The organism is Caballeronia terrestris (assembly GCF_001544515.1).
Classification (GTDB): domain Bacteria; phylum Pseudomonadota; class Gammaproteobacteria; order Burkholderiales; family Burkholderiaceae; genus Caballeronia; species Caballeronia terrestris.
Genome location: NZ_FCOL02000018.1, coordinates 24,171 through 46,838 on the forward strand (window position 1 = coordinate 24,171; position 22,668 = coordinate 46,838).

Annotated in this window: 28 protein-coding genes; 13 read left to right on the plus strand and 15 right to left on the minus strand. The window is 64.2% G+C overall.

Translation table 11 applies throughout. From position 1 onward, the window contains the following. Positions 1-16: 16 nt before the first annotated feature. From AWB67_RS16750 to AWB67_RS16775, 6 genes are all read right to left on the minus strand, one after another. Entirely contained in the window at positions 17-391 is a 375-nt protein-coding gene (locus AWB67_RS16750; protein ID WP_087657375.1) for a CpaD family pilus assembly lipoprotein, read from the minus strand. Between the two features lie 10 nt (positions 392-401). Beyond that, positions 402-1,967, minus strand: coding sequence for a type II and III secretion system protein family protein (locus tag AWB67_RS16755; RefSeq protein ID WP_235025199.1), 1,566 nt, complete (start codon positions 1,965-1,967; stop codon positions 402-404). A gap of 36 nt (positions 1,968-2,003) precedes the next feature. Next, positions 2,004-2,960: a Flp pilus assembly protein CpaB gene (gene cpaB, locus AWB67_RS16760; RefSeq protein ID WP_087657376.1), complete on the minus strand. Its 957-nt coding sequence runs from the start codon at positions 2,958-2,960 to the stop codon at positions 2,004-2,006. Positions 2,961-2,972: 12 nt separating this feature from the next. Then, on the minus strand, positions 2,973-3,482 hold the full coding sequence (locus tag AWB67_RS16765) for an A24 family peptidase (protein WP_087657377.1): 510 nt from the start codon (positions 3,480-3,482) through the stop codon (positions 2,973-2,975). A 75-nt stretch (positions 3,483-3,557) separates the two neighbouring features. Next, positions 3,558-3,743, minus strand: coding sequence for a Flp family type IVb pilin (locus AWB67_RS16770; RefSeq protein ID WP_087657378.1), 186 nt, complete (start codon positions 3,741-3,743; stop codon positions 3,558-3,560). A gap of 498 nt (positions 3,744-4,241) precedes the next feature. Continuing rightward, positions 4,242-4,664: a low affinity iron permease family protein gene (locus tag AWB67_RS16775; protein ID WP_087657379.1), complete on the minus strand. Its 423-nt coding sequence runs from the start codon at positions 4,662-4,664 to the stop codon at positions 4,242-4,244. A 15-nt stretch (positions 4,665-4,679) separates the two neighbouring features. Between AWB67_RS16775 and AWB67_RS16780 the strand changes: the two genes are divergently transcribed. Next, entirely contained in the window at positions 4,680-5,279 is a 600-nt protein-coding gene (locus tag AWB67_RS16780) for a DNA-3-methyladenine glycosylase (RefSeq protein WP_087657380.1), read from the plus strand. On the opposite strand, the gene AWB67_RS16785 is transcribed toward AWB67_RS16780, so the two are convergent. The 4 genes from AWB67_RS16785 to AWB67_RS16800 are packed head-to-tail and all read right to left on the minus strand — an operon-like array spanning position 5,276 to position 9,902. Next, positions 5,276-6,478 carry an ABC transporter substrate-binding protein gene (locus AWB67_RS16785; protein WP_087657381.1) on the minus strand — a complete coding sequence of 401 codons (1,203 nt, stop codon included), beginning with the start codon at positions 6,476-6,478 and terminating at the stop codon, positions 5,276-5,278. The two genes, AWB67_RS16780 and AWB67_RS16785, sit on opposite strands and share 4 nt — an antisense overlap. 48 nt (positions 6,479-6,526) lie before the next feature. Beyond that, positions 6,527-7,246, minus strand: coding sequence for an ABC transporter ATP-binding protein (locus tag AWB67_RS16790; protein WP_087657382.1), 720 nt, complete (start codon positions 7,244-7,246; stop codon positions 6,527-6,529). Further along, positions 7,243-8,028 (minus strand): ABC transporter ATP-binding protein, encoded by a 786-nt coding sequence (locus tag AWB67_RS16795; protein WP_087657383.1) that lies wholly within the window; start codon positions 8,026-8,028, stop codon positions 7,243-7,245. The genes AWB67_RS16790 and AWB67_RS16795 overlap by 4 nt, the downstream gene beginning before the upstream one ends. Beyond that, complete coding sequence (locus tag AWB67_RS16800) at positions 8,025-9,902, minus strand: ABC transporter permease (RefSeq protein WP_087657384.1); 1,878 nt, start codon at positions 9,900-9,902, stop codon at positions 8,025-8,027. Before AWB67_RS16800 ends, AWB67_RS16795 begins: the two co-directional genes overlap by 4 nt. Positions 9,903-10,483: 581 nt before the next feature. Here AWB67_RS16800 and AWB67_RS16810 point away from each other — a divergent pair. Genes AWB67_RS16810 through AWB67_RS16820 form a run of 3 tightly spaced genes read left to right on the plus strand, consistent with a single transcriptional unit; the run spans position 10,484 to position 13,966 of the window. Continuing rightward, complete coding sequence (locus AWB67_RS16810) at positions 10,484-11,221, plus strand: gamma-glutamyl-gamma-aminobutyrate hydrolase family protein (protein WP_087657386.1); 738 nt, start codon at positions 10,484-10,486, stop codon at positions 11,219-11,221. Positions 11,222-11,225: 4 nt separating this feature from the next. Further along, positions 11,226-12,560, plus strand: a complete 1,335-nt coding sequence (locus tag AWB67_RS16815; protein WP_087657387.1) for a glutamine synthetase family protein — start codon at positions 11,226-11,228, stop codon at positions 12,558-12,560. A 17-nt stretch (positions 12,561-12,577) separates the two neighbouring features. Then, the gene (locus AWB67_RS16820) at positions 12,578-13,966 is read left to right on the plus strand and encodes an aspartate aminotransferase family protein (RefSeq protein ID WP_087657388.1); all 1,389 of its coding nucleotides are present in this window, start codon (positions 12,578-12,580) and stop codon (positions 13,964-13,966) included. 4 nt (positions 13,967-13,970) lie between these two features. Here the strand turns inward: AWB67_RS16820 and AWB67_RS16825 are convergent, their stop codons facing one another. Continuing rightward, complete coding sequence (locus AWB67_RS16825) at positions 13,971-14,603, minus strand: TetR/AcrR family transcriptional regulator (RefSeq protein WP_087657389.1); 633 nt, start codon at positions 14,601-14,603, stop codon at positions 13,971-13,973. Between the two features lie 118 nt (positions 14,604-14,721). Between AWB67_RS16825 and AWB67_RS16830 the strand changes: the two genes are divergently transcribed. The 4 genes from AWB67_RS16830 (at position 14,722) to folE (ending at position 16,582) form a co-directional block, all read left to right on the plus strand. Further along, positions 14,722-15,144 carry a YybH family protein gene (locus tag AWB67_RS16830; RefSeq protein ID WP_087657390.1) on the plus strand — a complete coding sequence of 141 codons (423 nt, stop codon included), beginning with the start codon at positions 14,722-14,724 and terminating at the stop codon, positions 15,142-15,144. A 14-nt stretch (positions 15,145-15,158) separates the two neighbouring features. After that, positions 15,159-15,590, plus strand: a complete 432-nt coding sequence (locus tag AWB67_RS16835) for a VOC family protein (RefSeq protein WP_087657391.1) — start codon at positions 15,159-15,161, stop codon at positions 15,588-15,590. Then, complete coding sequence (locus AWB67_RS16840) at positions 15,559-15,864, plus strand: hypothetical protein (protein ID WP_235025202.1); 306 nt, start codon at positions 15,559-15,561, stop codon at positions 15,862-15,864. Before AWB67_RS16835 ends, AWB67_RS16840 begins: the two co-directional genes overlap by 32 nt. A 67-nt stretch (positions 15,865-15,931) precedes the next feature. Beyond that, the gene (gene folE / locus AWB67_RS16845; protein ID WP_087657466.1) at positions 15,932-16,582 is read left to right on the plus strand and encodes a GTP cyclohydrolase I FolE; all 651 of its coding nucleotides are present in this window, start codon (positions 15,932-15,934) and stop codon (positions 16,580-16,582) included. Between the two features lies 1 nt (position 16,583). Here the strand turns inward: folE and epsC are convergent, their stop codons facing one another. Further along, positions 16,584-17,552: a serine O-acetyltransferase EpsC gene (gene epsC, locus AWB67_RS16850; RefSeq protein WP_087657392.1), complete on the minus strand. Its 969-nt coding sequence runs from the start codon at positions 17,550-17,552 to the stop codon at positions 16,584-16,586. A 184-nt stretch (positions 17,553-17,736) separates the two neighbouring features. Next, positions 17,737-17,970, minus strand: a complete 234-nt coding sequence (locus AWB67_RS16855; RefSeq protein ID WP_087657393.1) for a hypothetical protein — start codon at positions 17,968-17,970, stop codon at positions 17,737-17,739. A 288-nt stretch (positions 17,971-18,258) separates the two neighbouring features. On the opposite strand from AWB67_RS16855, the gene AWB67_RS16860 reads away from it, so the two are divergent. Next, positions 18,259-18,873, plus strand: coding sequence for a DUF3005 domain-containing protein (locus AWB67_RS16860; RefSeq protein ID WP_235025200.1), 615 nt, complete (start codon positions 18,259-18,261; stop codon positions 18,871-18,873). Positions 18,874-18,938: 65 nt separating this feature from the next. Here AWB67_RS16860 and AWB67_RS41445 read toward each other — a convergent pair whose 3' ends face one another. Next, a complete protein-coding gene (locus AWB67_RS41445) occupies positions 18,939-19,094 on the minus strand; it encodes a hypothetical protein (RefSeq protein ID WP_200822247.1) in 156 nt (51 codons plus the stop codon). Positions 19,095-19,241: 147 nt separating this feature from the next. On the opposite strand from AWB67_RS41445, the gene AWB67_RS16865 reads away from it, so the two are divergent. From AWB67_RS16865 to AWB67_RS16875, 3 genes are all read left to right on the plus strand, one after another. After that, positions 19,242-19,700, plus strand: coding sequence for a hypothetical protein (locus tag AWB67_RS16865; protein ID WP_200822248.1), 459 nt, complete (start codon positions 19,242-19,244; stop codon positions 19,698-19,700). A gap of 102 nt (positions 19,701-19,802) precedes the next feature. Beyond that, positions 19,803-20,402, plus strand: a complete 600-nt coding sequence (locus AWB67_RS16870) for a short chain dehydrogenase (RefSeq protein ID WP_087657394.1) — start codon at positions 19,803-19,805, stop codon at positions 20,400-20,402. A gap of 42 nt (positions 20,403-20,444) precedes the next feature. After that, positions 20,445-20,864, plus strand: coding sequence for a GNAT family N-acetyltransferase (locus tag AWB67_RS16875; protein ID WP_087657395.1), 420 nt, complete (start codon positions 20,445-20,447; stop codon positions 20,862-20,864). A 7-nt stretch (positions 20,865-20,871) separates the two neighbouring features. Here AWB67_RS16875 and AWB67_RS16880 read toward each other — a convergent pair whose 3' ends face one another. Then, on the minus strand, positions 20,872-21,192 hold the full coding sequence (locus tag AWB67_RS16880) for a YnfA family protein (protein ID WP_087657396.1): 321 nt from the start codon (positions 21,190-21,192) through the stop codon (positions 20,872-20,874). 133 nt (positions 21,193-21,325) lie between these two features. Here AWB67_RS16880 and AWB67_RS16885 point away from each other — a divergent pair, with 133 nt between their 5' ends. After that, positions 21,326-22,609 carry an MATE family efflux transporter gene (locus tag AWB67_RS16885; protein ID WP_087657469.1) on the plus strand — a complete coding sequence of 428 codons (1,284 nt, stop codon included), beginning with the start codon at positions 21,326-21,328 and terminating at the stop codon, positions 22,607-22,609. Positions 22,610-22,668 lie beyond the last annotated feature (59 nt).

The window sequence follows — 22,668 nt, forward strand, 5'->3', positions numbered from 1 at the left end:
CTTCGAGTGTGGCGCGTTACTTGGAATCGCGCGACGTCGTGGCGTCGAGCGGGATCACGCGACCCAGTTCATAGCGGCGCACCGCGCTCGCCGCGACGGCGGCATCGGCCGGGCCGAGCGTTTGCGGCTTCACGATGTCCTCGGGGTGCGCCAACTGCGCGGCGAGATTCGTGTAGGTCGCGCAGCCCCATTGCATGCTCGGGCGGCGGATGCCGCCGTCCGTCAAAAGCGAAGGTTGCGCCAGGCTCGCGCAGTCGGGCGGCACGGCGCCGTGGCCGTCGTAGTTGATGACCGTCTCGTTGGGCATGCCGCGCGGCGGCTTGAAGCAGCCGCTCGCACCGGCCGCGAACGCGCAGGCGAGAAGAAGCGAAAGAAGTCTCGTGTGTTTCATGGCTGGGCGCTCAATAGACATATCCGGCCGCGCCGACGAGACGCGGTTGACCAGCAGCCGGCGGCTCGTCGCCGGACTGGTGCGTGAAGCTGTATTCGACGTCGCTGCTCGGCGAGGTCAGCGACTCGAGCGGCGAGCGCAGCTTCGCAGGATCGGTCGGCTCGACGAGGTACGGCGTCACCATGATCACGAGTTCGGTCTTGTTGTTCTGGTAGTTCGACGACGAGAAGAGCTTGCCCAGCACCGGAATCGACCCGACGCCCGGTACCTGCGAAATGATGTCGGTCGTGTTGCTCTGCAAAAGGCCGCCGATCGCGAAGCTCTGTCCGCTCGCGAGTTCCACCGTCGTATCCGCGCGGCGCACCGAGAGGCCCGGCACCGTGATGCCGCCTGTCGTCACGCTCACGGACGTATCGATCTGGCTCACTTCCGGACGCACCTTCAGGCTGATGCGGTGTTCGCTGAGCACTGTCGGCGTGAAGTCGAGCTTGACGCCGAACTGCTTGAATTCGACCGAGATCGCACCGTTCGTCTGCGAGACCGGGATCGGGAATTCGCCGCCAGCGAGAAAGCTCGCTGTCTGGCCCGACAGCGCAACGAGGTTCGGCTCGGCGAGCACGGTCAGCAAGCCTTCCTGGTTCAGCGCATCGACGAGCGCGCGGATATCGACGTTGCCCGTCCTGAACGCGCCGAACATCGAATAGGCGTTGTTGGTCGGCAGGTTCACCGGATATGTCACGCCGCCGGCACCGTTCGCGAGCGGCTGGTTCAGGTTGTAGATCGGGCGGCCGCTGAAAAGGCCGCCGTAGAAATTGCCGACCGCGCTGCCCATCGCCTGCCAGTTGATGCCAAGTTGCTGCGTGACGTTGCGGTCCACTTCCGTGATTCGCACGCGCAATTGCACTTGCAGCGGCCGGTCGATCGTCATGCGGTTGATCAGCGTTTCCTTCTCGGCGAGATAGGGTGTCACGGCCTGCACGATGGCGTCGGCATCGGACGAGTTGGACACCTGGCCCGTCAGCAGCAGTGAGCCCTGCCCCGTGGTCAACTGCACGTTCAGGTTCGGAAAGCGCGACGAGATCATGTTGCGTACCGCGATCATGTCGCGCGAGACCACGACCGTGCGTTGCAGGAGCGTGCGGTTGTTCGCGCCGAGCACGTAGACCGTCGTCATGCCGGTCTTCTTGCCGAGGACGAACACCGCTCTCGGCGACGGGGCCTGCACGTCCGCGATGCTCGGATCGGCGACGAACACCGAGGTCGCGTCTTCGTTCAGGTTCAGCATCGTGCCCTTGCCGGCATCGAGGGAAAGCGGGCCCTGCATGCTGGCGGGCAGCGGCGGCGGGTTGACCATGCCGCTCGACGACGACGCCCTGGGCGCCTGCGTCGGCACGCGCACCTGCGCCATCTGTACGGACGGCTCGGGATGGTAGGCCGGCGCGCTATCCATCGAAGGAAGGCCGATGGCGGCGGGCTGCGCCGCGAGCGCCGCGGCGCCGGGCATCAGCGCCGCGCACGCCAAAGCGAGCGCGATGCGCGCGGCTTCGGTGCGGCTCGAACTGGACTGCGTTTTCATGACTTTCTTGTCCTGGCGGTATGAGTCGGCATGGCGTCAGCGCTGCGAGGCGACGGTCGGCAGCGGCGGCGCGCCGTCCGCGGCACCGGTCACCTGCGCGGCGGCCCCGTCGGCTTTCTCGGAGCCGCGATAGATGACCACCGTGCGCGGCACGGGCGGCGGTGCGTTGTTCGTGCTGGCGCTGGCCTTGTGCGAGCGCGGCAGGTCGCGCACTGCGCGCGAGATGTCGCCGGCCCAGATCGGCGAGCGTTCCGACGACGAAGCTGCCGTGACAGCCGCAGCCGGATCGCGCGTGACCGTCGCGAAACTGCGCAGCGCGAGCGAAAGGCTGCCCAGGCGCGCGGCGACCGCGACCACTTCGCCCATGCGCGGCGTCACTTCGAGCGTCACGGTGCGAGCGCGGCTGCCGGTTTCGGGCGCGTCGGTGGCGTTGTTCTTCGGGCGCTTGATCTCCGAGCCGACCGCGAGAACGCGGACATGCTCGACCACCGTTTCGCTCGATACCGCCATGTCCGGCGAATCCGTGCGGCGGTCCATCTGCTGCGTGAGCAGGAGGTCGACGTAATCGCCCGGCTGGATGAGGCCCGCGTTGCCGGACACGTCGTCCACCGCCACCGATACCGCGCGCATCTCGGGCTTGAGCGTTGCCGCGAGGAAGCCGGGGGCGCTCGGCAGGATCACGTCGTCGGCGACGAGCACCGCGCCGCTTGCCACCGGATGGCGCAGCAGCGCGCCCTTCAGGTCCGGTGCGTTCGGCGCGCCGGAGATGATCGCGTTGGGCGGAATCTGCGCGGCGGGCACTTGCTTCCAGACGAGGTCTTCGTCGCGCAAGAGGAGGCCCTGCGGAAGATCGGCGGCGCTGACCTGCACTTTCTCCGTCGTGACGGCGGGCGGTCCGGACGGACGCGTCGCGCTCGCGATGACTACGCGCACGATCAGCGCGATCAAAATCGCACCTACGAGGAGCACGGCAAACTTGATGATGTTGGACATAGGGACGCCGTCCTATCGCGTCAGAAGCAAAGGCAAAAGTGCGGGCAGCACGATGACGAGACCGCCGCCAAGCGCAAGCGCCACGCCGTAAGGCACGCCGCGCGCGCCGGAGAACATCGCCAGTGCCCGCATCGGCTGCGAGCGCTGCGACGGATCCATGTTCCGCGTGGCAAGACTGACCAGGGACACGAGCGTCCCGATCACCGAAATCAGGGTTAGGGCAGCCAGCGAGAGACCCAGGCCTGCCCACAGAAAGATGACGGAGGCGAGCTTCGCATCGCCGCCGCCCAGCATCCGGGCCGCGAACAGCGCGGCGCAGATCAAAAAGACGCCGAGCGCGAGCAGCAGATGCGCGAGGACGTCATCGACGGACATGCCTTGCAGCATCGCATCCGCGAAAAATAGAGCACCGATCGTGAGGACGATGTTCGTCGGCAAGCGCCGCGAACGAACGTCGATGACGGCGAGCCAAAGCAGCACGCACAGTACGACGAGGCGAATGGCAAGCGACAGGATCTGCACGATGGTTACGTTGTGAGTTCGGGGGAAACAAAGGGAGAGCCGGCCAGACAGCGTCCGGACTCCCGACACGTCAGATCAGTTCGCGTTGTTCTGCGAGGTCGTGACCTTGGTGAACAGCGTGCTGAACATCGTGCCGATGCTCGTCTTGAACGTGGCTGCCATGCCGCCGAGAGCGATCACGACGATGCCTGCCAGGACGGCATATTCCATGGCGCTGACGCCGCGTTCGTCGCGGACAAACGCTTTGAAAAGCTTGCGCATTTTTGAAAATCCTTTTACGAGAAGGTAGGTGTGGACCCGATCCAAAACCGAATCGAGTACGCCAATCCTAGCGACTCTTAAAAGAAATAGTCTCGCCATTTGAGGCACAAACTGGCCTCAATTCCCGCGTTTGATTTGCCGCGTTAAAACCGCTAATCGGCAGAAACCGGGAAAACTTTAGGGAGTAGAAATTTGCTTTTTCGCCTTTTGCCGGCAAAACCGGAAGAGCCCGCCGGGAGCGCCGATTGGCGCCAAACGTTTGCGGCTGGCCAAGCTGCGGCAAGGGTTTTGGCGAAATTCGCGCCGCGTTTTTGTCTTGATTCTTTTTGCGGCGCTTTTACCCCGGTTCACTCGGCAGCGTTAAAGCCGCTTTAAACCGTCCGTCCATGTTTCGTACGGCATTTCCACATTTTATCCCGTAAACACCCGCCATTGGCAAGTGCAATTACGCAGTTTGATTGAAGTTATCGTAAATGCCGCCGATAAACGCCCCGGCTATTACCTTTGCGGTCGATCCACGGAAGGAAGGTCGATTTCCCGGCTCGCGTCGCGCAAGTCGTCGCGGGCGTCTCTCGCGAGCTTTTCGTAGCGCTCGCGAAACCGCGCGAGATCCTTCTCGTCGAGTTCTTCGAGATCGAGCAGCGCGTTATGTGCCTTGTCGACCGCGCGGATCAGCTCGTCGAGCTTGATCTGCATTGCAGCGGTATCGCGATTCTGCGTGTTCTGGATGAGGAAGACCATCAGGAACGTCACGATGGTCGTCGACGTATTGATGACGAGCTGCCACGTATCGCTGAAGTGAAAGAGCGGCCCGGAGATCGCCCACACGATCACGAGCCCCACCGCGATCACGAACGTCGAGGCGTGGCCGGCTATCTGCGCGAGCTTGTTCGAGAACTTGAGGAACCACGAGCTTTTCATGTCCGTTTCTCCGCGATGATCGAGTGGGCGAGCCCGGCTAGAATAAGGCCTGTGACTTTCTCCATCGATTTTTCCGCTCCCTCCGAACACGTCGCGCGCGTTTTGATCGGCGCCGTGGTGACGCTCGACGACGTTGGCGGACGCATCGTCGAAACCGAGGCGTACGACCGCGAAGACCCGGCCTCGCACACCTTCTCAGGCTTAACGCCGCGTAACGCGGTCATGTTCGGGCCGCCCGCGCACGTGTACGTGTATCGCTCCTACGGCATCCACTGGTGCCTGAACTTCGTGTGCCGCGAGGCCGGCCACGGCGCCGGGGTGCTGATCCGCGCGATCGAGCCGCTGCACGGTATCGACGTGATGCGCGAACGGCGCGGGCTCGAACCGCTCAAGCTGCTGTGCTCGGGGCCGGGGCGTTTGGCTCAGGCGCTCGGCATCACGCATCGAAACAACGGGATGTCGTTGCTCGAACCGCCGTTTAGTGTCGAAGCGGCGAGCAGCGAAGTCGATATCGTCACCGGCCCGCGCATCGGGATAACGAAGGCGATGGACGTGCCCTGGCGCTTCGGGCTTGCAGGGTCAAAGTACGTCAGCAAGCCGTTTCCGAAAGCTTAATCGGCCGGACGCAGCTTCTTCACTTCGTCGTCCGACGGCTGCACGCTCGCACCGTCGATGTAACGATACGACGTCATCACGCCCTTCCCGTCTTTCAGCGCCGTCACGCCGACATACGCGCCCATCGTCGATTGATTGTCCTGCGGGCGGTACGTGATCGGCCCGAACGGCGAATCGACGACGAGGCCCTTGAACGCCGCGGCGAGCTTGTCCGAATCGGCGGACCCGGCCTTCTTCAAACCGTTCGCGAGCGACATCATCGCCGTATAGCCGACCACCGACCCGAGCCGCGGATAGTCGTGATACTTCGCGCGATAGTCGGCGACGAACTTCTTGTTGGCCGGCGTATCGATCGAATACCAGGGATAGCCCGTCACGATCCAGCCCGCGGGCGCCTCCGCGCCGAGCGGATCGAGGTAGTCGGGCTCACCCGTCAGCAGCGACACGACCGCGCGATCCTTGAAGAGCCCGCGCGTGTTGCCTTCGCGCACGAACTTGCCGAGGTCGGCGCTGAAGAGCACGTTGAAAATCGCATCGGGCTTCGCATCGGCGAGCGCCTGCGTGACGGCGCCCGCATCGACGTTGCCGAGCGGGGTCGCCTGCTCGGTCACGAACTCGACGTCCGGTTGCGCCGCCTTCAAGAGCCGCTTGAACGTGGCGACCGCCGACTGCCCATACTCGTAGTTCGGATACACGAGCGCCCAGCGCTTCTTCTTGAGCTTCGCGGCCTCGGGCACGAGCATCGCGACCTGCATGTAGGTGGACGGCCGCAGACGATACGTGTACTTGTTGCCGTCCTGCCAGACGATCTTGTCGGTAAGCGGCTCGGCGGCGAGGAAGAAGATGCGCCGCTGCTTCGCGTAGTCGGTCAGCGCGAGACCCGTGTTCGACAGATAGCCGCCGAACAGCAGCTTCACCTGCTCGCGCGCGACGAGTTCCTGCGCGACGCGGATCGTATCGCCCGGATTGCCGTTGTCATCGCGCGAAACGACTTCGAGCTGATTGCCGTTGACGCCGCCCGCCGCGTTGATCTGATCGAGCGCGAGGTTCCAGCCGTTCTTGTACGGCACGAGAAACGCCGGTTGCGCCTTGTAGCTGTTGATCTCGCCGATTTTGATCGTCTCGGCCCGTGCGCCGAATGCCGCGCACGAGGCCGTCGCGATGACCGTCAGGCGAAGAAGCGTTGCCGCGCGCATCATGGAAATCTCTCCGTTAAATATTCGGTTAAAACGCGATTGTGCCAGCGCTCATACGCTCAGGTAATCGCGCCGCAGCGCTTCGTCGCGCGCGAGTTCGTCCATCGTCCCGCTGAAGCGAACCTGTCCTTTTTCCAGCACGTAGGCGCGATCGCTGACGAGTTCGGCGAAATGCAGATTCTGCTCGGACAGCAGGATCGACAACCCCTCGCGCTTCAGTTCGAGAATCATGTTCGCCATCTGCTCTACGATTACCGGCGCAACGCCCTCCGACGGTTCATCGAGCAGCACGAGATGCGGATTGCCCATCAGTGTGCGCGAGACGGTGAGCATCTGCTGCTCGCCGCCGCTCATGCGGCTCGCGAGACGCTCGCGCATCTCGCCGAGATTCGGGAACAGGCGAAAAAGCTTCTCGGGCGTCCACACAGGCGCGCCTTCGCGCGGCGGCTGGCGGCCGGTGTCGAGGTTCTCCATCACGGTGAGGTCGCCGAACACGCGCCGGTCCTCCGGCACGAAGCCGAGCCCGAGTCGCGCGATGCGATACGGCTGCCATCCGCCGATCTCGTGTTCCCTGAAGCCAACCGTGCCCGACGTGCGCGACATCAGCCCCATGACGGCTTTCATCGTCGTCGATTTGCCCGCGCCGTTGCGGCCCATCAGCGCCACGACTTCGCCGCGCCCCACTTCGAAACCGACGTCGAACAGCACCTGCGCGCGGCCGTAGAACGCGTTCAGGCCGGAGACGGTGAGCATCGGTTGATCGCCCCTCATCGCCTGACTCCGCCAGCGAAAGTCGCGCGCGGCGTGAACGACTTGCCGGTGCCGAGATACACCTCCTGCACGTGCGCGTGATTGCGCACGGTCTCCGCGTCGCCCTGCGCGATCAGCTTGCCGCGCGCGAGCACGATCAGCTTGTCGGCGTATTCGAACACCACGTCCATGCTGTGCTCCGTGAAGAGCACGCCGATGTTGCGTTCCTTCACGAGCTGCTTCGTCAGTGCCATCAGTTCGTTGCGCTCCTTCGGCGCCATGCCCGCGGTGGGTTCGTCCATCAGCAAGAGCTTCGGCTGGTTCGACAGCGCGATCGCCAGCTCGACGCGCTTCACGTCGCCATACGCGAGCACGCCGCATGCGCGCCGCGCATGGCCCGCCATGCCGACCTGTTCGAGCAGCGCCATCGCTTCATCGGTATGCGATGCCGACGCAGGTTTCCACAAGCCGAACAGGCGCCCATCGCGCGATGCAAGTGCCATCTGCACATTCTCGATGACGGTCATCGAGTTGAACGTCGCCGCGATCTGGAACGTGCGCCCGACGCCGAGCCGCCAGATGTCACGCGGACGCATGCCGGCGGTTTCCTGGTTGTTGAAGCGGATCGATCCCGAGGTCGGCTTCAACTGGCCGTTGACCATGTTGAAGCAGGTGGACTTGCCCGCGCCGTTCGGACCAATCAGCGCGACGAGCCGCCCGGCGGGGACTTCAAACGTGACGCCATCGACGGCCTTGAATCCATCGAACGATTTGGAGAGGTTGCCGACGCGAAGCAGCATCACTCGGCCTCCGCGAATCGTTCGCGCACGAAGCCGACGATACCCTGCGGGAACGCGATCACGAGCAGCAGGATCGCGGCGCCGAGGAGCGCCTGCCAGTAGTCGGTCTGACGCGCGACCGTGTCTTCGAGCCACGTGAACACCGCGGCGCCGACGATCGGCCCAGTGAGCGTCTGCACGCCGCCGAGCAGCACCATCACGAGGCCGTCGACGGAGCGCCCGACGCTGATCACGTCCGGCGAGATGTTGCCCTTCGAGAATGCATAGAGCGAACCCGCGAGGCCGCAGAAAACCGACGCGATCACGAACGCGGTCCACTGGATGCGCTGTACGTCGATGCCGATGGCCTCGGCACGCAGCGTCGAATCGCGCGAGGCGCGCATCGCGTGGCCGAGCGGCGCGAAGAGCATGCGTCGCAGCAACCACACGCCGGCCACGACGAAGATCAACGTCACGTAGTAATACGCGATGGGCGAACTCAGCCAAGGCGAAGGCCACAGACCGAGGATGCCATTGCTGCCGCCCGTCACTGCATCCCACTGGAACACGACCGACCACACGATCTGCGCAAACGCGAGGGTAAGCATCGCGAGATAGACGCCCGATAGCCGCACGCAGAACCAGCCGAACACGATTGCACCGAGCGCCGCGAGCAGCGGGCCGAACACGAGCGCGAGCTCCATCGGCCACGAGAACACTTTGAGGAAGAGCGCCGCGCCGTATGCGCCGAGCCCGAAATACGCGGCATGCCCGAACGAATGCATGCCACCCGGCCCCATGATGAAGTGCAGGCTCGTGGCGAACAGCACGGCGATCATGATCTCGACGAGCAGCACGGGCAGATACGGAAACTGTCCGGCCAGAAGCGGCGCGAGCGCGAGCAGCAGCACGACGATCGCAGCGCCCCGTTTCAGGCGCTTGCTTGCTGGACGCAACGGCGTTTCAGCGGCGCCCATCGCACGCACGGCGGTTTGCGCGCGTCCGAATAGACCCCACGGCCGCACGACGAGCACGATCGCCATGACGACGAACTCCGCGACGAGCGTGAACTTGCTCAGCGAAAAGTCGATGCCGAACACCGACACATGTCCAATGCCGATAAGCAAAGCCTTGATCTCCGCGATCAGCAGCGCCGCAACGAACGCGCCCGGAATCGACCCCATGCCGCCGACCACGACGACCACGAACGCGTTACCGATCGTATCGAGATCGAGCGAGAGGTTTGCCGACATGCGCGGCACCTGCAACGCGCCGCCGAGCCCGGCGAGAAACGCGCCCGCGAAGAACACGCTGGTGAAGAGCCACGCCTGATTGATGCCGAGCGCGCCGAGCATCTCGCGGTCGCTCGTCGCCGCTCGCACGAGCGTGCCCCAGCGCGTGCGCGTGAGCGCATACCAGAGCGCGCCGAGCACGAGCGGACCGGTGACGATCAGCACGACGTTGTATGCGGGCAGTTGATGGCCGAGCAATTCGACGGCGCCTGCAAGATGTGGCGCGCGCGGGCCGAAGATATCCTGCGGCCCCCAGATGTAGAGCGCGGCGTCGCGGAAGATCAGCACGAGCGCGAACGTCGCGAGCAGATGGAACAACTCGGGCGCCTGATAGATCCGCCGCAGCACGATTATCTCGACGAGCGCGCCGAGCACCGCGATCACGAATGCTGCCGCTACTACCGAAAGCCAGAAGCCGGCGACCGTCGAGCCGAAGCGGTTCGCGAGGCTGCACGCGACATACACGCCGAGCATGTAGAACGAGCCATGCGCGAAGTTGACGATTCGGGTCACGCCGAAGATCAGCGAGAGGCCCGAGGCGACGAGAAAGAGCGCGCAGGCATCGGCGAGTCCGTTGACGAGTTGTACAGCCAGGTTGGAAAGCATCGGCTCTGTGGCGATTGGCGAAAGAGGCGTAATTATCGATGAAATGTTTCCTGCGGTGTCGCGGTTGCCGAATAAGCATCACAGGCTGCTGGAAAAAACGTATTGACGATGATATTGGCTCGTATATCCTGAATGACAGGGAATCGTCAGCCTGAACTGTGACACCGCCCTGCACCCTCAACATCCGAGTGAAATCGTGAGAGTCCGAAGCCCGTTGGTCATATGGAGCAGAAGCCAGTACGCGGGCCATCCCCGTGCTGAGTGCTCCATCATCGGTCGCTGCGGCAAGCTACTCGATCGCCGCTTCCAGTCCGCCTTCACCATTCTGTCGCGCCGCTCCGTGCGACGCCACAACTCCGTCGCCGCACGCGCGTTCATCGCGGTTCATTGCGTCGGCGTGTCGTCGCTGCTGCCGTAGCGCCTCTCAAGCCTCGCCTTTCCCTTCGTCGTTCGATTCGTTTATCGCGCTTGAGCGTGCGCTTCGTCGCGTCTGCTCGACGCTGACGATCGATCGTTATTTCCAGCGGTTTTGCCACGCGCAAATGCCGGGGCGAAGTGCTGTCCACTTATTAAAAGCTGTTATGAGAACACTACCTGTCATCGGCATTAGCGCCGATCGAACGATGATCGGCGCGCATCCCTCGCACGTCGCGGGAGAAAAGTACATCACGGCGATCGTCGAGGGCGCAAAGGCGCTCGCCTTCGTGCTGCCCGCGCTGGGCGCAAGGCAACCCATCGACGCCGTGCTCGCAGCCGTCGATGGCCTGCTCTTCACCGGCAGCTATTCGAACGTCGAGCCGCATCGTTATGGCGCTGCTGCGAGCGCTCCCGGTACGCAGCACGATCCCGCACGCGATGCAACCACGCTGCCGCTGATGCGCGCGGCAATCGACCGCGGCGTGCCTGTCCTTGCGATCTGCCGGGGCTTTCAGGAGATGAACGTCGTCTTCGGCGGCACGCTGAATGAGGACATTCACGAAGCGCATCGCGAGCGCAAGGACGATCCGCTCGACGCGCAATACGGTCCGTCGCATCCGGTCGAAATCAGCGCGGGCGGCATGTTGCACCGTTTGAGCGGCCTGCGCGAAGCACGCGTGAATTCGCTGCATACGCAAGGCATCGACCGCTTAGGCGACGGTCTCGAAGTCGAGGCCGTCGCGCCCGACGGCGTCATCGAAGCGATCAGCGTCAAGCACGCGAAGAACTTCGCGCTCGCGCTGCAATGGCACCCCGAATGGAAGCACGCCGACGATCCGCTCTCGCGCGCGATCTTCCGCGCTTTCGGCGACGCTTGCCGCACCACTTCAACCCAAGGATGAAGCCATGCAATACATCGACGAGTTTCTGAAGAAGCATCGCATCACCGAGATCGAGGCGATCATCCCCGACATGGCCGGCACCGCGCGCGGCAAGATCATTCCGCGCAGCAAGTTCGAATCGGGCGAGTCGATGCGGCTGCCGCAAGCCGTGATGATCCAGACCGTCACCGGCGACTATCCCGCCGACGGCAGCTTCACCGGCGTCACCGATCCCGACATGGTCTGCGTGCCCGATCCATCGACGATTCGCCTGATCCCGTGGGCCGTCGATCCGACCGCGCAGGTGATTCACGATTGCGTCCACTTCGACGGCACGCCCGTCGCGATCTCGCCGCGCCGCGTGCTGCGCCAGGTGCTGGAGAAGTACGCGGCGAAGGGCTGGAAGCCGGTCGTCGCGCCCGAACTGGAGTTCTTTCTCGTCGACATGAACAAGGACCCGGACCTGCCGCTGCAACCGCCGATCGGCAGAACGGGGCGACCCGAAACGGGACGTCAGGCGTATTCGATCGAGGCCGTGAACGAGTTCGATCCGTTGTTCGAAGACATCTACGAGTATTGCGACGTGCAGGAACTCGAAGTCGATACGCTGATCCACGAGGTCGGCGCGGCGCAGATGGAGATCAACTTCCTGCATGGCGATCCACTCAATCTCGCGGACCGCGTGTTTCTCTTCAAGCGCACGGTGCGCGAGGCCGCGCTGCGCCACAAGATGTACGCGACGTTCATGGCGAAGCCGATGGAAAACGAACCGGGCTCGGCGATGCACGTGCACCAGAGCCTCGTCGATGCCGAGAGCGGGCGAAATCTCTTCACCGGCCGCGACGGCGAAGCGACCGCGCTCTTTCACGGTTATCTCGCGGGGCTGCAGAAATACACGCCCGCGCTGATGCCGATCTTCGCGCCGTACATCAATTCGTATCGTCGGCTGTCGCGCTTCATGGCTGCACCGATCAACGTGCAATGGGGCTACGACAACCGCACCGTCGGCTTTCGCATTCCGCATTCGGCGCCGGCCGCGCGGCGTATCGAGAACCGCATTCCGGGCGTCGACTGCAATCCGTATCTCGCGATCGCGGCGACGCTCGCCGCGGGCTATCTCGGCATGACGCAGCATCTCGAACCGACAGAGCCGCTCGCCAGCGACGGCTACGCGCTCGCGTATCAGTTGCCGCGCAATCTTGAAGAAGGGCTCACTTTGATGGGCGCGTGCGAGCCGCTTGCAGAGATGCTCGGCGAGAAGTTCGTGCGCGCGTATCTCGCGCTGAAGGAAACCGAATTCGAAGCGTTCTTTCGCGTGATCAGTTCGTGGGAACGCAAGCATTTGCTATTGCACGTCTAAGACAACGAGAGACCACCATGAACGACAGAATCGCTTTGAAACAGGCGCGCACCACCGCCGAATACCGCGCGCTCGACGCCGCGCATCACATCCATCCGTTCTCCGACATGGGCGCGCTCAACCGCGCGGGCAGCCGCGTGATCGTGAAGGCTGATGGCGTGTATCTATGGGACTCGGACGGCAATCGCATGATCGACGGCATGGCGGGCCTGTGGTGCGTGAACGTGGGCTACGGCCGCCGCGAACTGGCCGATGCCGCGTATCGTCAGATGCAGGAATTGCCCTTCTACAACACGTTCTTCAAGACGACGCATCCGCCCGTCATTGAACTATCGGCCTTGCTCGCCGAGCTCACGCCCGCGCCGTTCAATCACTTCTTCTATTGCAACAGCGGCTCGGAAGGCAACGATACGATGCTGCGTATCGTGCATCGTTACTGGGCCGCGCTCGGCCAGCCGCAGAAGAAAATCGTGATCTCGCGCAGGAACGGCTATCACGGTTCGACGATCGCGGGCGGCACGCTCGGCGGCATGGACTACATGCACGAGCAGATGCCGTCGACGGTGCCGAACATCGTCCATATCGATCAGCCGTACTGGTTCGGCGAAGGCGGCGACACGACGCCCGACGAGTTCGGCCTCGCGCGCGCACGCCAGCTTGAGGCGGCAATCCTCGAAGCGGGTGCGGAGAACGTCGCGGCGTTCGTCGGCGAACCGTTCCAGGGCGCGGGCGGCGTGATCTTTCCGCCGCGAACGTACTGGCCGGAGATTCAGCGCATCTGCCGCAAGTACGACGTGCTGCTCGCCGCCGACGAAGTCATCGGAGGATTCGGGCGCACCGGCGAATGGTTCGCGAATCAGCACTTCGGCTTCGAGCCTGATCTCATGACGCTGGCTAAGGGGCTTACCAGCGGCTACGTGCCGATGGGCGCGGTGGGTCTGCATGATCGCGTGGCGCGCGTGATCGTCGAGAACGGCGAGTTCAATCACGGGCTCACGTATTCGGGGCATCCGGTCGCGGCGGCGGTGGCAGTCGCGAATCTCACGCTGCTGCGCGACGAAGGCATCATCGAGCGCGTGAAGCACGACACCGGCCCGTACTTTCAAAAGCGCTTGCGCGAGACGTTCGAAGCACATCCGATCGTCGGCGAAATCAGCGGCGTTGGATTGGTCGCGGGGATACAGCTTGCCGAGGAGCCGCGCACCAGGAAGCGCTTCGCGAACGGCGGTGACGTGGGCACGATGTGCCGCGACTTCTGCTTCAACGGCAACCTCGTGATGCGCGCGACCGGCGATCGCATGCTGCTCTCGCCGCCGCTCGTCATATCGCATTCGGAAATCGACGAGATCATGGCGAAGGCGAAGACCGCGATCGACTCAACCGCTCGGCAGCTCGGCCTGCTGTGACGCTCTAAATGCCCTTCTCGACCATGTCGAGAAGGCGCTCGCCCAAAGTTGCAGCCTGCGCGCGATCGAGCCGCTGCAACGGCCCTTCGATCAGCAGCATCGCGAAGCCATGCACCGCCGACCACGCGAGGTATTCCGCATCGGCGCGCCGCTCGGCGGGCATCACGCCGGCCTCGACCATGCGGTCGAGCGCCGCGCCCAGCAACTGGAACGGATCGAGCCCGCTCTCTCCCGCACTCGCAGGATCGTGCGTGCCCCACTCTGCCTTCGGTGCGGCGAACGCGGTGCGAAAAAGCCCCGTCTGCGTCTGCGCGAATCGCAGATAACCCGTGCCGACCGCCCGCAAGCTCGCGCGCGCCCCGTCAGCGCGACGGCGTTTTTTCGGCAGCGCGGCAAGCTCGGCTTCCATCGCCACCGCCACCGCCGAAAGCGCCGCTGCGCGCACCGCGACGAGCAGTTCGTGGCGACTCGCGAAGTGCCGATAAGCAGCGTTCGGCACGACGCCCGCGCGCCGCGTGGCTTCGCGCAGGACGACGGCGTCCGGGCCGCCGTCGCGCGCAAGTTCGATGCCCGCGTCGAGCAACGCTCGGCGCAAGTCGCCGTGTCGATACGTGCTGCGTGGCTTCGCTTTTGTCATATTGTTCTTGTTAAAGCTTTCGCATGTGGACGCCGTCCATTATCTCTGCTATTTTTTGTGGACGGTGTACACAAATCGAAAAATGCCTTGTTTTACAGGGTTTTTCAAGGAGACGATCATGGTCGAGTCAAACGGAAGCGAGCGCGACGAAGCGCGCATCCGCGAAATCATCGAGGAATGGCGGCAGGCAGTGGTCGCGAAAGACGTGAACGCGCTGATCCGTCACTATGCAAGCGATGTCGTCGTGTTCGATATCGTGCCGCCTGCGTCCTTTACCGGCACGGAGCGCTATCGCGAGCACTGGCAGGGCTGGTTCGATTCGATGAAAGGACCGTTCTCGTTCGAGATGCCCGACGTGAAAGTGGCGGCGAGCGGTGACATCGCTTTTGCGCACAGCGTGAATCGCGTGGTCGTCGGCGAGCAGGACAATCTGACTCGGGGCACCGCGTGTTTTCGCAGGATCGACGGCGAATGGCGCGTGGTGCACGAACACGTATCGATGCCGCTCAATATGGACATGGACCCCGACGACCATTCATAACCCAAGGAGTAGACATGCTGGTACAACCCTATCTGTTCTTCGAAGGCCGTTGCGAGGAAGCGCTCGCGTTCTACACGGAAAAGCTCGGCGCGCAACCGGCGATGATGATGCGCTACAAGGAAGGCCCACCGGAGAACAACGCCTGCAACAGCCGCCCCGAGATGGCGGAGAAGATCATGCATGCGTCGTTTCGTGTCGGCGAGTCGGTGATCATGGCGTCCGACGGCATGTGCTCCGGCAAGCCGAATTTCCAGGGCGTGTCGCTGTCGCTGACCGTAGAGGACATCGAAAAGGCCGAGCAGTGTTTCAACGCGCTCGCCGATGGCGGACAAGTGCAACTGCCGCTCACGCAGACGTTTTTCGCCAAGCGCTTCGGCATGGTCGCGGACAAGTTCGGCCTGTCGTGGATGGTGCTTGGCGGCATGGAAGAGCACCACCCGCAGTAAGCGCTACGGGAACACACTGTCACTCTCAAGCATTGGCGCGCTTCGTGCATATGGATGCGCGAAGCCGTATTCCCTTTGGACCGCCACTCGTTCACAGGAAGACCGCATCGCCCAGCGCAAAGGCCAGAAGCAGAAGGCCGACGAGCAGCAGGGCGGCTTGATGGCGCAGGAAGGCACGCAGCCCGACAAGGACCACAGCAGCGGCAAGCTGACCGAAGAAGGAAAGGAAGCCTGGCGTACGGGCTCGGGCATCGACGGCGGCGGAAAGACCTGACCGGCCTGTCGGAATCTCGAAACATGGAACAATGGCCCTCTTCAACCAAGAGGAACAGGAGTCTTCGATGAGCGTCTCGGGCAAAACCACCCCTTCCGCTTCGGACATGCCGGCGGGTTCCGCCGATCGTCCCAGCCGCGAAGAAGCCGAAGCCGCCGTGCGCATCTTGCTGCGCTGGGCCGGCGACGATCCGCGCCGCGAAGGTCTGCGCGATACGCCAGCGCGCGTCATCCGCGCGTATGAGGAATTCTTCCGGGGCTACGAGCAGGACCCGCGCGAAATCCTCCAGCGCACTTTCTCGGAGGTCCAGGGCTACGACGAGATGATTGTCCTCAAGGACATCCGCTTCGAGAGCTACTGCGAGCATCACATGGTGCCGATCATCGGGCGCGCGCACGTCGCGTATCTGCCGAGCAAGCGCGTCGTCGGCATTTCGAAGCTGGCGCGGCTCGTCGATGCCTTCGCCAAGCGCCTGCAGATTCAGGAAAAGATGACCGCGCAAATCGCCGACACGCTCGATGAAGTGCTGCAACCGCTCGGCGTCGGCGTGATTCTGGAGGCTGCACATCAGTGCATGTCGACGCGCGGCGTGCACAAGGCGGGCGCGTCGATGGTCACGTCGCGCATGCTCGGCGCTTTCCGCGACGATCCGTCGACACGTCGCGAATTTCTCGCGATCGTCGGCAATCAGAACGCCTACAGCGTCTCGAACACCTGAGTCAGGCGCCGTAGCTGTGGTGCCCGTTGTCCGGCGGCTCGGCGCCAGCGCCTTCGCGTACCTTCCCCTGTGACACATTGCTCCCCGGCGGCACACTGTGCGTAAGCCACACGTTGCCGCCGATCACCGAGCCGCGTCCGATCGTCACGCGGCCGAGAATCGTCGCGCCCGCGTAGATCACGACGTCGTCCTCGACGATCGGATGGCGCGCGTTGCCCTTCACGAGCGTGCCGTCGCTGCTCGACGGAAAGCTCTTTGCGCCGAGCGTCACCGCCTGATACACACGCACCCGCTCGCCGATGATCGCCGTCTCGCCGATCACCACGCCCGTGCCGTGATCGATGAAAAAGCTCGGGCCGATGGTCGCGCCCGGATGGATGTCGATGCCGGTCGCCGAGTGCGCGATCTCGTTGATGAAGCGCGCGAGGAGCGGCACGCCCAAGCGATGCAGCGCATGCGCGAGCCGGTGATGCGTCATCGCCCAGACGCCCGGATAGCACAGAAGAATCTCCGTGATGTGCTGCGCGGCCGGGTCGCCGGTGAACGCGGCCTGGATGTCGGAGACGAGCAGCGCGCGGATCGCCGGCAACTGCGTGCCGAACTCGCGCGCGATGTCGAACGCGTGATTACTCAACTCCGCGTCGCTCGAGTCCCGGTACTGAGGCAGAAAGCGCAGCGCGCGGCGCATCTGCTCGTGCAGCAGACGCAGCGTGCTTTCGAGCGTCTGGCCGACGTAGTAGTCGACGCTTTCGTCGGTCAGATCGGGCGCGCCGTAGTGCGTCGGAAAGAGCGCCGAGCGCAGGCCGTTGACGATCCGCACGATCGCGTCGCGCGACGGCAATTCACGAATGCCGAGCGGATGGCGCGTGCGATGCAAGTCCTCGCGCGATGCCCGCAGGCCGGCGACGATTTCAGCCAGTCCCCACTCGCGGGACGGATCGTTGGGAGGCGATGACAGTTTGTTCGGCATGGTGGCGATAGACGGAGAGGACGATTCGCCTGGAGCGGCGCGTTGGAAACAGTGTCCCAAGATTAACCGTTTTTCGCGGATCGCTGTGACAGCGCCGGTTTCGCAGCCGGTTTGGAGCCGCTTCCGCAGCCGCTTGAGCGGCGCGTCTCACGCGGGCTTGCGCTGAGCTTTCAGAGAGACGCGTTCAGACGGTGATGTTGCTCGCATCGATCCATCGGACGGCCCAGTCGCGCGCGTGTGCGATCGCTTCGTCCGGATTGCGGAAGCGCAGTTCCGACGGAAAGAAGCGGTTCGCGACGAGTTCGCCATCGCTCGATCGCGAGATCACGACGTAGGGCTGAAAGCTGCCATCTCCGGCCCGGGCGGGCGCACAATTGAGCAGATAGCCGCGATGTGAAAAGGCAGCATCGTGTTGCATGAGTCACCTGTGTGAAAGTGCCCTGCTAATTCGATTTGGCAGCGCTCCTGCACAGTGGCAAAGCCCGTTGACTTATGGCGCGTGAGACGCGCGACCTTGATAAAGCATGGGACTTGAGCGCTGGCAGGTCCAAATCATACTCTGTAGAAAACGTGCCTTGGGTTGAAAAACGTTCGTGATTTCTAATGGTAATCTGAAGGTTCGCTCCGACAAGGCTCACGGGTCCGTCGCTATAAAGCCGGAACGAGTCTTGCAAGCGCATCCCCTCGTTTGGCTGAACAGGAGCGCATGATGAGCAACGCAAAGAACGACGAAACGCAGGACAAGCAGGCGCAACGGGCAGCCGATAGCCCGATCAAGAAGCCCGAGACCGAGACGGCTCACGTCAAGCTCCAGGATGCCGCGAAGGCCGCGAGCGGGCAGGAAGCGGGGCTCGGGCAGGCGAGCGGCGAACGGCCCTCGAAGCCTGCGGCTGCCGCTGATACGAAGGCGGGATTCCATCATCCAATCGGGCTAGACGTGCTCAACGACGGCTCGCTCGACGACACCGTCGACACCGACGGCAAGAACCGCGATGCGAAGCGCGAGATGGAGATGCGTGAGCGCGAACCGGACGCCATCATCACGTCGAATGCCACGCTCGTGAACTTCGTCGGCGAGATGGGTGATGGCCTCGGCGGCTTCGACAGCCGTCCCGCGCGCAACGGCCTCTTGCTCGCGCTGGAGCGCGGCTATCTGATGATCGACAAGGGCATGGTCGCGCCGCCAGTTCGCGAGATCGAAGGGAAGCTGCGCTTCGAAGGACGCGATCCGCATGGGCACACGCTGCGCGGGCGCAAGCACTATGCGCTCAATCACATGCGGCCGTCGCGGCTGATCGAGTTGCAGCGGCGGGAAAAGTAACCTTTTTCCGACTGATCAAAGCGTAGGGGCCGCAAAATTCGCGGCCCCTTTATTCTCAAGGCGAATCACTCCGCCTTCTTGCCCTTCTCATCCTCGCTTTCGATGCGTGTCACGCCGCCCGTCGCAGGCGGATCGCTCGCGGGGAAACTGTCCTCGACGGCCTTGTCCACGTCCTCTTCGTCGCGTTCGGAATGCGGGTTCTGCTCTTTCGTGTCGCTCATTGCGGGCTCCTTTGCCGTGTGACGAATGGTGTCGTCCATCCGTCGAGCAACCGCCGTTCCACCAGGCGCGAGGAGCAGGCACGAGTTGTGCGCATGCCCTCCCGGATTCCAAAAATTATCGGGCCGACCAACCTTGGGGAGCAGGACATGAGTGCTGTGAACGCGTATTCCCGCGACGCCGTCAGTGCCATCGAAACGAATCGTGCAGCGGCGTGGATCGCGCGCCTCATGCGCGGCGAGCGTCACGCCGCCGCGCTCACGAGCCTAGCGCTCGCCTATGCTCTTTCCTGGGCGGAACTCTGTTTGTCGCTGCTGATCGGCCTTCCCGCCGATGCTGCGGGCGGCCATCCATTCGCGGCATCGGTCGTGGCGCGGGTGCTGGTCGGCGTGCTGTATCTGTGCGTCGCGGCGCGCTTGCAGTGGGCGCGCTGGGTGACGGCCGCGCTGGGCTTCGCATCGGTGGCGCTCGTCGCGCCCACGCTCGCGCTCCAGTGGCAGGTTTTCCCCGCGGCGGCGGTCGTGTCAGGGCTGGCGGTGGTCTGCAAGCTGAGCGCTTCGCTGTTTCTTCTCGCTCCGGCGGACCGCGCAGTAACCCAGGCAGCATAAGGATTCAAAACCGCTGGTTGGTAAAGCTCCAATGAGACGCGGCTTTGTTTCGCCGCGCCGCCCGCGCACAATGGCTCATTCCCTTTCGAGTGAGCCAAAGCCATGAAAATCGCTGTGATCGGTGCAACCGGCACCGTCGGCCGGGCCGTCTTCGCGGAACTCGCAAAGCGCCACGAGACGTTCGAAATCGGCGCGACGCGCGGCGCGCATCGCGTGGATCTGACCGACATCGACAGCATCCGCCGCCTGTTCGACTCCATCGGCCGCGTCGACGCGATCGTCGCCGCTGCCGGCCACGTCCACTTCGGCCCGCTCGTCGACATGACGCCCGCGCAGTTCCGCCGCGGCCTCGACGACAAGCTGATGGGTCAGGTCAACCTCGTCCTCACCGCGCGCGACTACCTGAACGACGGCGGCTCGTTCACGCTGACGAGCGGTATCGTCGGCGCGGAGGTGATTCTCCAGGGCGCGAGCGCGGCTGCCGTGAACGGCGCGATCGAGGGTTTCGTGCGGGGCGCTGCGATTGAACTGCCGCGCGGACTGCGCATCAACGCCGTCAGCCCGACGATGCTCGAAGAAGCCGCCGAGAGTTTCGGCCCGTACTTCCGGGGCTTCGAGCCGGCGCCGGGCGCGCGCGTCGCGCTGGCGTACAGCCGAAGCGTGGAAGGCGCGGAGACCGGACGCGTGTACAAGGTGCATTGACCTCGCTTATGCTCGAACCCGGCCAGAACCGGGAGCGCATCGATGCAATGGACGAAGGACGAATACCGCGTGACGACGAACGTCGACGAATTCCAGTTCGACGTCATCCACCGCTATTTGAGCGAAGTCGCGTACTGGTCGCCGGGGATTGCACGCGCGAGGGTCGAGCGCGCGGCGCGGCGATCGCTCGCGTTTGGCCTGTTCGAGCGCGACGCGCAGATCGGCTACGCGCGCATGATCACCGATGCCACGACCTTCGCCTATCTCGCCGACGTCTTCGTGCTGGCCGGGCATCAGGGCAAGGGGCTCGGCACGTGGCTGATGGCGTGCATCCTGTCGCACGAGGATTTGCAAGACCTGCGGCGCATGATGCTCGTCACCTCCGACGCGCATGGCCTCTACGCGAAATTCGGCTTCACCGCGCCGGCCAATCCCGAGCGGATCATGGAACGCAAGCCCTGACGCGCCTTTACCCGCGCGGCTGGAACGCGATCACACCCATGCCGGCGAGCGCGATCGCCGCGCCGGCCAAGTCCCACACGGTCGGCCGAATGCGATCGACCGCCCACAGCCAGCCAATCGCCACGCCGATATACACGCCCCCGTACGCCGCATAGACGCGCCCGGCAGCGGTGGCGTGCAGTGTCAGCAGCCACGCGAACAGCGCGAGCGAGAACGCCCCCGGCACGAGCAGCCACGGCGAGCCGCCCTCCTTCAGCCATCGATACGGAAAATAGCAGCCGACGATCTCCGCGATCGCCGTCACGACGTAGAGCAGGAAGGTTTTCATAGGCGCACATTATCGTCCGTGGAAATCGTGCGCGGTTGCATCACAATAGCGCCTTCGCCGCCTCCACCTAGTCCAATTGACCACTCCCCTCGATCCACCGCCGCTGCCCGTGCGCTGGCATCGCCGCGTGCTGATGCTTGCGTTTCCGATCGTCGTCGCGAATCTGACGCAGCCGATCCTCGGTGCCGTCGATACTGCCGTCGCCGGGCATCTCGACGGCCCGCAGTATCTGGGCGGCGTCGCGCTGGGCGGGCTCGTCTTCAGCTTCGTGTTGTGGGGCTTCGGCTTCCTGCGCATGGGCACGACGGGCCTCGCCGCGCAAGCATTCGGCGCCCGCGACGACGACGCCCTGCGCGCCACGCTCCTGCGCGCGCTGCTGCTCGCCGCCGCGATCGGCTTAGTGGTGCTCGCCGTGCAGACGCCGCTGATCGCGTTCGGCGTCGGCGCGCTCGGTGGCAGCGAGGCCGTGCAGGCGACCGCGCGCCTCTATTGCCACGCGCGCATCTGGGCGGCGCCTTTCGCGCTTGCCAACTACGTCGTGCTGGGCTACCTGCTCGGCTGCCAGCGCGTGCGGCTCGCGCTCCTCACGCAGGTGTTCATCAACGCGATAAACATCGTCGCGGTGCTGCTTTTCGTCTATCGATTCGACTGGGGGATCGCGGGCATCGGCGCCGCGACCGCCGCCGCGGACGCCTGCGGGTTCGCGCTGGGCATGGCGATATTGTGGCAACTGCGTCCGCGCGGGCTCGCGCCGCTCGCGTGGAGCGCGCTCTCCGATCCGCATGCGTTGAAGCGCCTCGTCGCGATCAATCGCGATATTTTCGTGCGCACGCTGTGTCTGCTCGGCGCGTTCGGCTGGTTCGCGCACCTCGGCGCGCGCGAAGGCGACGCGATTCTCGCCGCGAACGCGCTGCTGCTCAATTTCCAGACGTTCATGGCGTTCGGACTCGATGGCATCGCGCACGCGGCCGAGGCGCTCGTCGGCGCGGCGACGGGCGCGCGCGACCGGCATGCGTTCCGGCAGGCCGTGAAGGTGACGATGTTCTGGTCGATGATCGGCGCGGCGGGGTTTTCGCTGGTGTACTGGGCGGGCGGCGCGTGGATCGTCGGCTTGCTGACCGACCAGGCTTCGATCCGCGCCGCCGCGTTGCAGTATCTGCCGTGGGCGGCGGCGTTGCCGTTGGCGTCGGTGGCGGGCTTCCAGCTCGACGGCGTGTTCATCGGCGCGACGCGCACGCGTGAGCTGATGCTGGCGATGACGGTGTCATCTGCGGTCTTCCTGCTGGCGGCGTGGGCGCTGGCGGGGCCGTTCGGGAACCACGGGCTGTGGCTCGCGATGACGGTTTTTATGGTCGCGCGTGGGGTGACGCTGGGGGTGCAGTTGCCGGGGGTCGAGCGGAGGACTGGTTTGGGTTAGAACGGGCGGCGAGTTCCGCTTGGAACTGCGCCTCGCATCTCCCACCCGCTAAACCACAC

Excerpts from the sequence above, each read along its gene's own strand:
- AWB67_RS16750 (WP_087657375.1), bottom strand. The coding sequence starts at position 391 with ATGAAACACACGAGACTTCTTTCGCTTCTTCTCGCCTGCGCGTTCGCG.
- AWB67_RS16755 (WP_235025199.1), bottom strand. The coding sequence starts at position 1,967 with ATGAAAACGCAGTCCAGTTCGAGCCGCACCGAAGCCGCGCGCATCGCG.
- cpaB (WP_087657376.1), bottom strand. The coding sequence starts at position 2,960 with ATGTCCAACATCATCAAGTTTGCCGTGCTCCTCGTAGGTGCGATTTTG.
- AWB67_RS16770 (WP_087657378.1), bottom strand. The coding sequence starts at position 3,743 with ATGCGCAAGCTTTTCAAAGCGTTTGTCCGCGACGAACGCGGCGTCAGC.
- AWB67_RS16775 (WP_087657379.1), bottom strand. The coding sequence starts at position 4,664 with ATGAAAAGCTCGTGGTTCCTCAAGTTCTCGAACAAGCTCGCGCAGATA.
- AWB67_RS16780 (WP_087657380.1), top strand. The coding sequence starts at position 4,680 with ATGATCGAGTGGGCGAGCCCGGCTAGAATAAGGCCTGTGACTTTCTCC.
- AWB67_RS16785 (WP_087657381.1), bottom strand. The coding sequence starts at position 6,478 with ATGATGCGCGCGGCAACGCTTCTTCGCCTGACGGTCATCGCGACGGCC.
- AWB67_RS16790 (WP_087657382.1), bottom strand. The coding sequence starts at position 7,246 with ATGAGGGGCGATCAACCGATGCTCACCGTCTCCGGCCTGAACGCGTTC.
- AWB67_RS16800 (WP_087657384.1), bottom strand. The coding sequence starts at position 9,902 with ATGCTTTCCAACCTGGCTGTACAACTCGTCAACGGACTCGCCGATGCC.
- AWB67_RS16810 (WP_087657386.1), top strand. The coding sequence starts at position 10,484 with ATGAGAACACTACCTGTCATCGGCATTAGCGCCGATCGAACGATGATC.
- AWB67_RS16815 (WP_087657387.1), top strand. The coding sequence starts at position 11,226 with ATGCAATACATCGACGAGTTTCTGAAGAAGCATCGCATCACCGAGATC.
- AWB67_RS16820 (WP_087657388.1), top strand. The coding sequence starts at position 12,578 with ATGAACGACAGAATCGCTTTGAAACAGGCGCGCACCACCGCCGAATAC.
- AWB67_RS16825 (WP_087657389.1), bottom strand. The coding sequence starts at position 14,603 with ATGACAAAAGCGAAGCCACGCAGCACGTATCGACACGGCGACTTGCGC.
- AWB67_RS16830 (WP_087657390.1), top strand. The coding sequence starts at position 14,722 with ATGGTCGAGTCAAACGGAAGCGAGCGCGACGAAGCGCGCATCCGCGAA.
- AWB67_RS16835 (WP_087657391.1), top strand. The coding sequence starts at position 15,159 with ATGCTGGTACAACCCTATCTGTTCTTCGAAGGCCGTTGCGAGGAAGCG.
- folE (WP_087657466.1), top strand. The coding sequence starts at position 15,932 with ATGAGCGTCTCGGGCAAAACCACCCCTTCCGCTTCGGACATGCCGGCG.
- epsC (WP_087657392.1), bottom strand. The coding sequence starts at position 17,552 with ATGCCGAACAAACTGTCATCGCCTCCCAACGATCCGTCCCGCGAGTGG.
- AWB67_RS16855 (WP_087657393.1), bottom strand. The coding sequence starts at position 17,970 with ATGCAACACGATGCTGCCTTTTCACATCGCGGCTATCTGCTCAATTGT.
- AWB67_RS16860 (WP_235025200.1), top strand. The coding sequence starts at position 18,259 with ATGATGAGCAACGCAAAGAACGACGAAACGCAGGACAAGCAGGCGCAA.
- AWB67_RS41445 (WP_200822247.1), bottom strand. The coding sequence starts at position 19,094 with ATGAGCGACACGAAAGAGCAGAACCCGCATTCCGAACGCGACGAAGAG.
- AWB67_RS16865 (WP_200822248.1), top strand. The coding sequence starts at position 19,242 with ATGAGTGCTGTGAACGCGTATTCCCGCGACGCCGTCAGTGCCATCGAA.
- AWB67_RS16870 (WP_087657394.1), top strand. The coding sequence starts at position 19,803 with ATGAAAATCGCTGTGATCGGTGCAACCGGCACCGTCGGCCGGGCCGTC.
- AWB67_RS16875 (WP_087657395.1), top strand. The coding sequence starts at position 20,445 with ATGCAATGGACGAAGGACGAATACCGCGTGACGACGAACGTCGACGAA.
- AWB67_RS16880 (WP_087657396.1), bottom strand. The coding sequence starts at position 21,192 with ATGAAAACCTTCCTGCTCTACGTCGTGACGGCGATCGCGGAGATCGTC.
- AWB67_RS16885 (WP_087657469.1), top strand. The coding sequence starts at position 21,326 with ATGCTTGCGTTTCCGATCGTCGTCGCGAATCTGACGCAGCCGATCCTC.